Origin of the sequence: Halomonas sp. McD50-4 (assembly GCF_022348135.1) — a bacterium.
In the GTDB taxonomy this organism is placed as follows: Bacteria; Pseudomonadota; Gammaproteobacteria; order Pseudomonadales; family Halomonadaceae; genus Vreelandella; species Vreelandella piezotolerans.
In genome coordinates this window covers 29089-40135 of the sequence record NZ_JAKRFG010000021.1, presented here as the reverse complement: position 1 = coordinate 40135, position 11047 = coordinate 29089, and the positions used below count along the sequence as shown (strand labels likewise).

Sequence of the window (11047 nt, the reverse complement as noted above, 5' to 3'; positions counted from 1 at the left end):
CCACTCGGAACTGGACACCGCGCCGGACGGTCTGGCTGAACCCGGACCGGGAAGACCCGCTGGTTCAACGCGATCAGCGATTAGAAGCCGCCTGATTCCAGGTTCCAACAAGCTTGACAGGCATCGATGGTCACGCCATGAAAACACCCCAGGGTTCAATAAGCCGCGCTGCACCTGCGTTAGAAGCGAATGTTGACCACGGTTTGAACGATGGCAAGCCCCCTCGTTTCGAGCGTGTGGCGCGCCTCGCGCAACAGGTGTTCGGCGTGCCCATCGTGCAAGTCTATCTACGTCAACATGACCGCTTGGAGCTCGCGACGAGCCAGGGCCTGTTGGAAACCAGCGCAGCCGCGTTAGCAAACACATTTCGTCGCCATGCGCTCTTTCCAAGCGATTGTTTGATCGTCGAGGACGCCCAGGCGGATATCCGCTTCGCCGATCACCCCATGGTTCAGGCCGCCCCCTTCGTCCGCTTCTTTGCCGGGATACCGTTGGCTACGTCTTCGGATCGCTCGGCAGGCTGTCTCTGCCTGTTCGACACGGTTCCAAGAGCCTTCACGAAAGAACAGATTGCGCTGCTTCACGACATCGCCGCAACGATAGAGGCACTGATCCAGGACGATATCGGTCACCACGCCTCTCACTCTGCGCTGTCGCTGGCACTGCAAAAAAGCGAGCGCCGTGCCCGATTGGTCATCGAAGGCACTGGCGTCGGCACCTGGCAGTGGAACGTACAAACGGGAGAGACCGTTTTCAACGAGCGGTGGGCACAGATCGTTGGCTATACGCTGGAAGAGCTCAGCCCCATCACCATCAATACGTGGTTGGACCTTGCACACCCCGACGACTTGGCTCACTCTGCCGCCCTACTCGATGCGCATTTTCGAGGAGAAACGGAAAGCTATAGCTGCAAAGCAAGAATGCGTCACAAGCAGGGCCACTGGGTGTGGGTGCACGACCGCGGGCAGGTGTTCGACTGGACCTCAGAGGGTCAGCCGCTGTTGATGTATGGCACCCATACCGACATCACCCACGAGATCGAGGCGCAGCAGGCCTTGCAAGCCAGCCGGGATGAGTTTGCGTCACTGTTGAGCAACATGCCCGGGGTGACCTATCGCTGCTTACCGGATGAGAACTGGACCATGCTCTACATCAGCGGGCAAATCGACCAGGTCAGCGGCCATACCGCGAAAGAACTCATCAATAACGCGTGCCTCAGCTATGCCGACATCATTCATCCCGACGATGCCGCCGCCGTGGGCGACGCGATCGAAACCGCCCGCGCCGCCAGCGAAGGTTGGCATATTGAGTACCGGATACGCCACCGCGATGGCCGTTGGCGCTGGGTCGAAGAGCGCGGCAACTGGGTGACAGGCGATGCCCAACACCCCTTGATCATGGAAGGGTTCATCGTCGACATTACCCGTGAGCACGAAGCCCGCGTGCAGCTTCGCAAACACCACGATGCGCTGCTGTTGCTCAACGATATCGCGTTCAATACGCTCGACACCCTCGATGCCAAAATTCAGTATGCACTGCATACGACGCGTCACTATCTCGGTTTGGACCTAGCGATCCTCAGCCAGATCGAGGGCGAGGTATACACCGCTCGATGGGTAGAGTGCTCCCCCGGCATGCCACTGGCGGCCGGTGAGCGCTTCGATTTAGGCAGCACTTGGTGCCAACTACTCTTCACCGGACAGAAAAAAGAGCTGTTTATCGCCAATGTCGCCAACAGTGAATTTCATGCTCACCCCTGTTATCAAGCCTTTCCTCTTGGCGCCTATGCCGCCATCGTCATCGAAGTGGAGGGCCAAGTGTTCGGTACGCTCAACTTCTCCTCAGCCTCACCCCGGGGCAGCGAGTTTGATGAAAGCGAAACCTTGTTTCTAAGACTACTCGCCCGCTGGCTGGCTGATACCTTGACCAACAGTTTGAGCAACGAGCGGATTACCAAGCTCATGGCGCAACTGCCTGGCGTCATTTATCAGTACCGACAGTTTCCCGACGGACGGCCCACGTTCCCGTTCAGCTCACCGCAAATTCAAACCCTTTACGGCATGACGCCCAAACAGGCGGCCCAAGACGCCACTCCCGCCTTCGAGCGCATCCATCCAGACGACCTGGCATCCGTGGCGTCCGCCATACAGCATTCCGCCAACGCGCTCGGGGACTGGCATGCCACGTATCGCGTACGAAACGATCAGGGCGTGTACCGCTGGACAGCCGGTCAGGCGCGGCCAGAGCGGCTCGCCGATGGCAGCGTGCTATGGCATGGCTACCTGCACGATATCCATGAACAAGAGTTGGCACGAAAAGCCCTGGAGCGCAACGAGAGTCGTCTTAGAGGCCTTTTTGAGTTTGCTCCCATTGGCATTGCGCTCAACGATTACGAGACCGGGCAGTTCATCGATCTCAACGACGCCTTGACGCTGCCCTCCGGTTATACCCGCGACGAGTTCGTCAAGCTCAGCTACTGGGACCTTACGCCCCGAGAGTACCAAGCCATGGAAGAGCAAGTACTCGTGAGCCTCAAAAACGAGGGCCGCTACGGGCCTTTCGAAAAAGAGTACATCCGCAAGGATGGCAGCCGCTACCCGGTTCGTTTGCAGGGCATGCTGAGCCATGACCCCGACGGGCGCCCCGTCATCTGGTCACTGATAGAGGACATTACCGAGCGACGACGGCTGGATAAGATGAAGAATCAGTTCATCGCTACCGTGAGCCACGAACTGCGCACCCCGCTCACCTCCATCAATGGCTCGTTAGGGCTTCTGGCAGGCGGCGTCGTGGGCGAACTGCCTGCCCCCGCCAATGCGCTGTTGGAAACCGCCCAGCGCAACGTGCAGCGGCTTGCCACGCTCATCAACGACCTGCTGGATATGGAGAAATTGGTGGCAGGCAAAATGCCCATGAACCTGGCCGCGCAGCCATTGACCCCGCTGGTGGTAGAGGCGATCGACTCCATGGCCGGGTACGGAGAGCAGCACGGGGTCCGTATTGAAGCCACGCCACAGTGGCCAGAGGTGCGCGTCAACGTCGACGGTCCACGGCTGATTCAAGCGCTAACCAACTTGATGTCGAATGCCGTCAAATTCACGCCGAAAGATCGTCCGGTCGAAATCTCCGTTGCGCACCAACAGTCAACCGTCAACATTAGCGTCCGCGATCACGGACCAGGTGTCGACCCCGACTTTCAACCCCACCTCTTCAAGCGTTTTTCCCAAGCGGACGCTAGTGACACACGCAAGCTCCCCGGTACCGGCTTGGGGCTCGCCATTACCCGAGAAATTGCCCAGCAGCTGGGGGGCGAGGTGTACTACCGAGATGCCAACGGCGGCGGTGGCGAATTCACTATCGAACTCCCCGGAGAGCTGATTTGCTGATCTCCTCAATGGCAGCTAGGCTAATGAAAGGATTTGTACAACACCGCACGAATCCTATTAGCTTTTGCATAAGCATTGCCCCAGAAAGAGGCACTTGGCAATCGCCCACTGCTAGCCATTCATAAGGAGAGTGACGCCATGTCTAGCCCAGAGCATAAGCAAAAAATCTGGAAAATGATCAAGGATATCAAAGTCGGCATGCTGGTGACGTTAGACCATGACATGCCACGCGCCCGCCCCATGCACCTCGTGCAAGACGACTACGACGGCACGCTTTGGTTCTATACTCGCCGTAGTGCTGAAAAAGTACTGGAAACCAAAAGCGATCACGATGTCTGTCTTAGCTTTTCGGACCAAGACGACGGTGTCTACGTCTCCTTATCCGGTAAGGCCAACGTCATCGACGACCGTGAGCTGATCGACAAGTACTGGAACCCCTTCGTCGCGGCCTGGTTCCCTGAAGGCAAAGACGACCCTGATGTCGCCCTACTGGAAGTGAAAGTAGAAATGGGTGAGCACTGGAAAGCCAAAGAGAGCAAAACGTTCCAGCTGTACGAAATCGCCAAAGCCAATCTCAAAAAAGACGCCACACCCAACTTGGGCGAAAACGAGAAGTTCGGTGGATAAGCCGTTCATGATGCGCCCGGCTGCCCGGGCGCTTTGTTCGATCGCGTGGATGGCAACGGTCTGGATAACGCATGCGCCCGCCTCATCCGCCAATAAGGCATCCCCCGCGTCCGAAGCGTGCGCTCCCACCGAACGGCAGCAAACGATGCTTGACCGCGTCAACCAAGCTCGAGGCCAAGCCCGCCAATGCGGCGAACGTTCTTTCGATGCCGCTAGCCCCCTTACTTGGAGCTGCTCGCTCACCACCGCCGCGCAAGCTCACGCCGACGACATGGCCACGAACGACTACTTCAGCCATACCGGGCAAGGCGGCAGCAGCATAAGTGATCGCGCTACACAGCACGGCTATACGTGGCGAAGGATTGGCGAAAACATCGCCGCTGGCCACACCACCGCCGACGCAGCCATCGAAAGCTGGATCGAAAGCCCAGGCCACTGCCGAAACCTCATGAACGATGCCTTTACCGACATGGGCATGGCGCACGCGGAAGATAGTGACTCGCGATTTACGCACTACTGGGTGCAAACGCTAGGCGCGCCGCGCTAGTGGTTAGAAATGAAGAAGACACGGGGGCGTTTGGCGTCCCTGGCAGGAGTCGAACCTGCGACCTGCCGCTTAGGAGGCGGCTGCTCTATCCTACTGAGCTACAGGGACTTGCGGGGCGCATAGTATAGCGGTTTGATCCGCCCCGGCCAACCGCGGTTTTGCATCGGCAGAGGTCATATCCAACCGAGCAGGCGAAGAGCGAAGATACCCAGTGTCACGGTCACGCTGGCCATGAGCGTGGTCATGGCGATGATATTGGCGGCCAAGGCCACGTTTCCATTGATCGCTTTGACCATCACGAAGCTGGCGGCAGCGGTGGGGCTGGCAAAGAAAAGAAACAGTAAGCCGAGCTGATTCCCCGAAAACCCCATCAGCCACGCAGCCAATGTGGAAAGCACGGGTAAAACCACCATTTTCATACTGCTGGCGCTGAGCGCCACTTGGCTTCCCTCTCGCATGCTGGATACCGATAGCGTTGCGCCGATGCATATCAACGCGAGCGGTAGCGTGAGCGAGGCAAAGTAATTACCCGAGGTCATCACCCAGCTGGGCAGCGACACCGAGAAAGCGGTAAAAGGGAGCGCAGCGAACACCGAAAGAATCAGCGGATTTTTGATGATATGACCCAGCAAACTCCGCCAATCGGTCGCTTGGCCGGGCTGATAGGCCGCCAAGGCAATGACGGAGAGCGCGTTATACATCACGATCACCACCCCCAGCAGCAAACTACCGGCGGATAAACCATAATTGCCGTACATGCCAGCCGCCAAGGCCAAGCCTACGACCCCACAATTTCCGCGAAACGCTCCTTGAACATAAATGCCCCGGTCGGCTCTTGGCACGCGCAGGTGCGCCCAACCCCAACTGAGCAAAAACTGGCCCAACGTGGCGAGCGCAAAAAAGAGCAGTAAGGGCACATCAAGAGCAACGCTCAAGTCGGCTTTGACTAGGCTGAGAAAGATCAGCGTGGGCAGTGTGGCTTTGAACACGAGAGACGAGGCAGTCGAAATGAAGGCGCTATCGATCCAGCCCAGGCGCTTCAAGGCAATCCCGATGAACACCATGGCAAAAACAGGCAGGGTCACGTCTAAGGTGCGTGTAAAGAGTTCAAGTAAGTCCACGAAGGCGCTCTCAGTCGAATCAGCATCCTCTTATACTCTACCGTTGACTGAGATTTGTCGACTCGCTAGACAGTCTCGTCACCATAAGGGAAAGTAAGCACAAACGCGCACCGTCACTGATAGGTCACTTATGGTTTTGCCCCTCAACCATGAAAACGAAGAGCAGCGCCTTCTCACGCTCAAGCGTTATACGCTAGGGGACTTGTCGGCTGACGACCACTTCGACCGTATCACTCAACTGGCTGCTGCCTACTGCGATACGCCCATTGCGCTAATGACGCTCGTCGATGACACCCATGTGTGGGTCAAGAGTAGCGTGGGCCAATCCGCGCAGCGGATGCTGCGAGAACACTCATTCTGCGGCATTGCCATCGAAAAACGAGCGCTGTACGAAGTACAAGATGCCCGCCAGGACGCCTCGCTAAAACAATTACCCCTGGTGAGTTCGCCTCCGCACATCGTGTTCTATGCCGGAGCGCCTCTGATCGCAGACAATGGCAGCGTCATCGGCACGCTCTGCGTCATGGATACCCAGCCCCGTCGGCTCTCCAGCGTACAAAGCGCGCTACTTCAGCAACTGGCCAGTAGCGCGGTCCTGCAGTTCGAGCACTATGTATCTCAACGTGCCTACGATGCCATTGGCAACGCAGCGATTGGTCTCTGGGAAATGGACGTGCCCAGTCGCGCTACGCACTGGAACGATGTCGTCAACGAGCTCTACGACGTAGACAAGCGTGATGCTCGCACCTTCGAGCAGCGCATGGAGGCTTATACCCCCGAAGACCGCCAGCGCCTAATGGACGCCATCGACTCGGCTATCGAGCAAGGCCTTGCGTTTAACGACACGTTTCAATTGATCACGGTCAGTGGCGAGCCGCGCTGGGTCAGAATCACCGGCAACCCGCTAGTGGTCAACGGCCACGTGGTGCAGCTTATCGGTACGATGCTGGATGTCACTCCGCGTAAACAGATCGAAACCCAATTACTGCGCCAGCAGGCGTTGGAGCAAGCCATCATGCGTGCTCAGGCGAGCTTCATCGATGGCCAAGGCAATGCCAAAGCGCTCGACCCGCTGCTCGAAGATCTATTGGCATTGACCAGCAGCGAATATGGCTTCATTGGCGAGGTGCTGTATAACGAGAGCCAGGTCCCCTACCTCGTCGCCCACGCAATCACCGACATCACGTGGGATCGAGCCTCCAAGCTGTTTTATGATCAGAATGCTCCCGATGGAATGGTGTTCAGCAATCTCGACACCCTTTTTGGTCATGTAATGCGCCATCAACAGGTGGTGATCTCCAATACGCCCGCCCTCGATACCCGACGAGGCGGGTTACCGCCAGGGCATCCGCCGCTGAATGCCTTCTTGGGCGTGCCGATTCACTCTAACGGCCACTGTATCGGGATGATTGGCCTCGCTAACCGTCCGAACGGTTATGACGACGCCCTGGTCGAATTTTTGGCACCGCTACTAGGTAGCATAGGGCAGTTCATCAATAACCTTCGCAATCACCGTCAGCAGCGCCAAGACCAGCAGGCCATTGCCCGCCTGTCGATGGTGGCCAAAAATACCAGTAACGGTGTCGTCATCACCGATGCCAAGGGCAATATCGAGTGGATCAACGACGGCTTTACACGGCTAAGCGGCTATACCTTCGAAGAAGCCGTGGGTAAAAAACCTGGCAAGCTAGTCCAGGGAAGCGCCACCGATAAAGCCACCGTGCGGCGTATTGCGCATGCGCTGCGCGACAGGCAGCGGTTCGAAGAAGAGCTGCTCAACTACCGTAAAGACGGCACGCCTTATTGGGTGCACATTAGCTGTAACCCACTTCCCGATAGCGAGCAGTCAGGTGGAGGGTTCATTGCCATTCAGTCGGATATTACCGACACGAAGCGTCACGAAGAAGCGCTGTATAAAGCTGCGAACATCGATGAATTGACGGGACTACCCAATCAACGCTTAGCCCGCACGCAATTAGAGGCGCTCATCCAGCAGCGCGAACCGTTGACGGTCTACGTACTCAACATCGATGATTTCAAACGCCTTAACGACATGTTCGGCTACCCCGTGGGTAATCGTATTCTAACGCGCATAGCGAAACGCCTGCAGGCGTCGATCAAACCGTTGCGCGGGCAAGGCATTGCCGCACGGCTTAGCGGCGATGAGTTCGTGGTGGTCGCCCCCACCCAGCACTTCAGCAGCGCAGCGCTGCATAGCGCCATCCAGCAACCCATGAAGGTACATGGGCATAGCTTGAAGCTAACGACGTGTATTGGGATGACGTGTTTCCCAGAGGACGAAGTAGACCCTGACACGCTCTTTCGACACGCTTACCAAGCGCTGTATAAAGCCAAAACCCAAGGCGTCTCCCAGTGCGTTCGCTACAGCACCGATGAAGAGTACCTTTCCCGGCTACGTCAGCAAGAGCGCACCGCCATTCAGCATGGATTGAGTCACGGCGAGTTCCAGCTTTTCTATCAACCTCAAGTCGATTTGCAATCGAAAGAGGTGGTAGGTGCCGAAGCGCTGATCCGCTGGCAGCATCCTACGCGGGGGATTTGCGCTCCAGGTGAGTTTTTGCCCCTCATCGAAGGCAGCGAACTGGAGTTTCTACTGGGAGAGTGGGTCATCGAAGCCGCTCTGAAACAGCTTCAGCAGTGGCAACGCGTCGGTATTTCGCTGCAGGTCAGCGTCAATGTCAGCCCGCAGCACCTGCTGCACCAAGGATTTTTGCCTCAGCTGGAAAAGTTATTAGCTCGCTATGCCGATGTGCCCACCAAGCTGCTGGCCATCGAAATTTTGGAGTCCGCCACGCTGGATGACATGCAAGCGGCGCTGCATGTGCTCGAAAACTGTCAACGGCTGGGGATCGACGTGGCGCTGGACGATTTCGGCACCGGCTACTCGTCGCTGGCGTACTTTCGCCGCCTGCCGGTGCAGTTGATCAAAGTCGATAGAGACTTCGTTCGCGATATGCTGGCGAGCGAAGATGATCGTGCGATCGTAGAGAGTATCGTCTTCTTGGCCAAGAAGTTCGCGCGCCCCGTGCTAGCAGAGGGCGTCGAGACCCTGGCACACGCTCAAGCGCTGCTGTCGCTGGGCTGCTACTTAGCCCAGGGCTACGGTATTGCGCGCCCCATGCCCGCCGAAGCGCTACCCCAGTGGCTGATCACTTGGCAGCGGGAAGGTTTCCCAGACGCGTCTTAATCGAACAGCTCTATGGGGTCGAACTGTTCGGGCAATTTGACGACCACGGCGTCTCGCCCCTCCCCTTTGGCTTCATAACTGGCCGCATCTGCCCGGGAAATCGCCACATCGACCGTTTCGTCGCTTTCATCGAAGGTCGTCACGCCGATGCTGAGCGTCACGCTGTACTCTTTGCCCTCATGGGTCACGGTCACCTCGCTCACCGACTGACGCAACGACTCTGCGATACGCTCGGCCTGTCCCAGCGTACAGCTGGGTAACAGCACAGCAAACTCATCTCCCCCTTGGCGCGCCACATGGTCACTGCGACGTACTTCCCAGGCCACGATTTGAGCGATACGGCGGAGCATCTCGTCTCCCAGCGCGTGGCCGCCCTCGTCGTTGATAGGCTTGAAATGGTCCAGATCGAAGAGAAGCAGCGCAGAGGGCGTGCTGGTCTTCTGGAAGTCGGCAAACGCCTCTTCCAACCGGCGCTCGAACCCACGTCGATTAAGTAGCCCCGTCAACGGGTCGTGCTCCGCCTCCCAGCGCTGCAACGCCTCTTGCTGGCGACGCTCGGTGATGTCCTTCACGACCCCGACCAAGCCTAGCGAGTGCCCCCCTTGAGACAACATGACCACCCGTGCATGAATGTCCAGCCACAGCGTTTCATGGTCGCTGCGCACGAACCGTAGTTGGCGCACGAAATCGCTACCGGTTTTCAGGCTGTGAACCCACATGTCCCTCGCCCCTTCTCGGTCGTCAGGGTGCACCTGCTCCATCCACGCCTCCATGGGCGTATCGGGAGGGATATCCAGCATCTCCAGCAGTGCCGGGTTCATATAAGTGATCTTGCCGCCAAAATTGGCAACGAACATGCCCTGGGGTGTAGCGCTCAATACGGAATCCAAAAACGCCTGGCGCTCTTGCAAATGGCCGACCAACTGCTGGCGCTCATGCTCTACGCGGTTGAAAGTCATCGCGACTTGCTGCAACTCCTGCATGCTGGTGGCGAGATCGAGACTCGCGCGCTCGCCCTTACCCACTTCACCAATTTGCGATTCAAGATGGTCCAATGGCTTGAGAATGCGCGCCAGCAGCCACCATAAGAGCGGCATCATGAGTAACGCCAGGACGAACCAAATGCCCAGCAGCTTATAAATGAACCCCGAGAGCGGTAACTGTGCTTGAGTGGTGGGCAAAAACAGGCCTACTATCCAATCGGCTGGCCACACTTGGGCATACGCTTGCAGCGCTACGCGACCACTCGACAGTTCGGCAACCCCTTCCCCTCTCCAACCCGCCAGCGCAAGCTCTAACATCGGGTTCAATTGGACGTTGCTGATCTCGGCGTTCACCAACCCGTGATCAGGATGGTAAAGAATTTTGCCAGAAGCGGTCGAAACGGCCGCATAGCCACTGTCACCCAAACGAATGGTGCTCAAACGATTGAAGAGTCCGCTGCTCTTGAGGCTGACGATGCCCCCGACAAAGCCCGCAAAACGCCCGTTTTCATCCAAACGAGGAATGCTGATGAGCACCAGCGGCATACCGCTAGCCCGGCCCACGAAGGGCTCGCTCACGTAGGGGCGGCGAATACCGCGCACCATTTTGAAATACTCGAGGTCTTTGGTCTCGAGGCCCACTCGCCCCACCACGCTCGGCCAGTCGCTCAAAATCACGCCGTTCTCATCGCTGACCACCAAACCTTCGAACCAAGCCAGCAGGGAGTCGTTCTTTTGCAGCTCGTAATTCAACCAGGTGGGATCGTCTGACAGCCCAATGGCCCCGTTCAACCGCTGTAGCGCGTTGATGCGCTGGTTGATCTGTTGGGTAATCTCATCGGCCAGCAAATCGGCTTCATAGCGCAGGTGGGCGATATTGGTCTCGTGCACCATGATTTTGCCGACCTGCCACGCCATGCCCAGCACGGCCCCCGCCAAGATGGCCAGCGCACAGGAAAGCCCCAGCAGCAGCCGGCTTTTTAGCGAACGAAACGTAATCAGTCGATGGATCAGGGGGGCTAGGCGCACCAGAAATCCCTATTTCGTTAACTTTCCTTGAATGGGGTTCGCGAGTTCAGACGCTATCATGGCTCGAAAGAAATAACTTATCAAAAACAACTGAAATGTGCGCGTTGAGACAAATCAACTTAGCTATTTTTTTCTAAACCGTTTCT

Annotated in this window: 6 protein-coding genes and 1 tRNA gene; 4 read left to right on the top strand and 3 right to left on the bottom strand. The window is 57.4% G+C overall.

The genetic code is table 11. The features are described from left to right. Positions 1-137 precede the first annotated feature (137 nt). From MHM85_RS17690 to MHM85_RS17680, 3 genes are all read left to right on the top strand, one after another. Positions 138-3386 carry a PAS domain-containing protein gene (locus MHM85_RS17690; RefSeq protein WP_239286556.1) on the top strand — a complete coding sequence of 1083 codons (3249 nt, stop codon included), beginning with the start codon at positions 138-140 and terminating at the stop codon, positions 3384-3386. A gap of 138 nt (positions 3387-3524) precedes the next feature. After that, positions 3525-4013, top strand: a complete 489-nt coding sequence (locus MHM85_RS17685; protein WP_139527050.1) for a pyridoxamine 5'-phosphate oxidase family protein — start codon at positions 3525-3527, stop codon at positions 4011-4013. After that, positions 4006-4560 (top strand): CAP domain-containing protein, encoded by a 555-nt coding sequence (locus MHM85_RS17680; protein ID WP_239286555.1) that lies wholly within the window; start codon positions 4006-4008, stop codon positions 4558-4560. Before MHM85_RS17685 ends, MHM85_RS17680 begins: the two co-directional genes overlap by 8 nt. A 31-nt stretch (positions 4561-4591) precedes the next feature. Here the strand turns inward: MHM85_RS17680 and MHM85_RS17675 are convergent. Next, positions 4592-4668 (bottom strand) — tRNA-Arg (locus MHM85_RS17675). Positions 4669-4733: 65 nt separating this feature from the next. After that, positions 4734-5681: an AEC family transporter gene (locus MHM85_RS17670; protein WP_239286554.1), complete on the bottom strand. Its 948-nt coding sequence runs from the start codon at positions 5679-5681 to the stop codon at positions 4734-4736. A gap of 130 nt (positions 5682-5811) precedes the next feature. Between MHM85_RS17670 and MHM85_RS17665 the strand changes: the two genes are divergently transcribed. Then, positions 5812-8889 (top strand): EAL domain-containing protein, encoded by a 3078-nt coding sequence (locus MHM85_RS17665; RefSeq protein WP_239286553.1) that lies wholly within the window; start codon positions 5812-5814, stop codon positions 8887-8889. Here MHM85_RS17665 and MHM85_RS17660 read toward each other — a convergent pair. Beyond that, a complete protein-coding gene (locus MHM85_RS17660; RefSeq protein WP_239286552.1) occupies positions 8886-10901 on the bottom strand; it encodes a diguanylate cyclase in 2016 nt (671 codons plus the stop codon). The two genes, MHM85_RS17665 and MHM85_RS17660, sit on opposite strands and share 4 nt — an antisense overlap. Positions 10902-11047 lie beyond the last annotated feature (146 nt).

What these genes read in the sequence shown, in the direction of transcription:
- MHM85_RS17690 (WP_239286556.1), top strand. Translation starts at nt 138, where the DNA reads ATGAAAACACCCCAGGGTTCAATAAGCCGCGCTGCACCTGCGTTAGAA.
- MHM85_RS17685 (WP_139527050.1), top strand. Translation starts at nt 3,525, where the DNA reads ATGTCTAGCCCAGAGCATAAGCAAAAAATCTGGAAAATGATCAAGGAT.
- MHM85_RS17665 (WP_239286553.1), top strand. Translation starts at nt 5,812, where the DNA reads ATGGTTTTGCCCCTCAACCATGAAAACGAAGAGCAGCGCCTTCTCACG.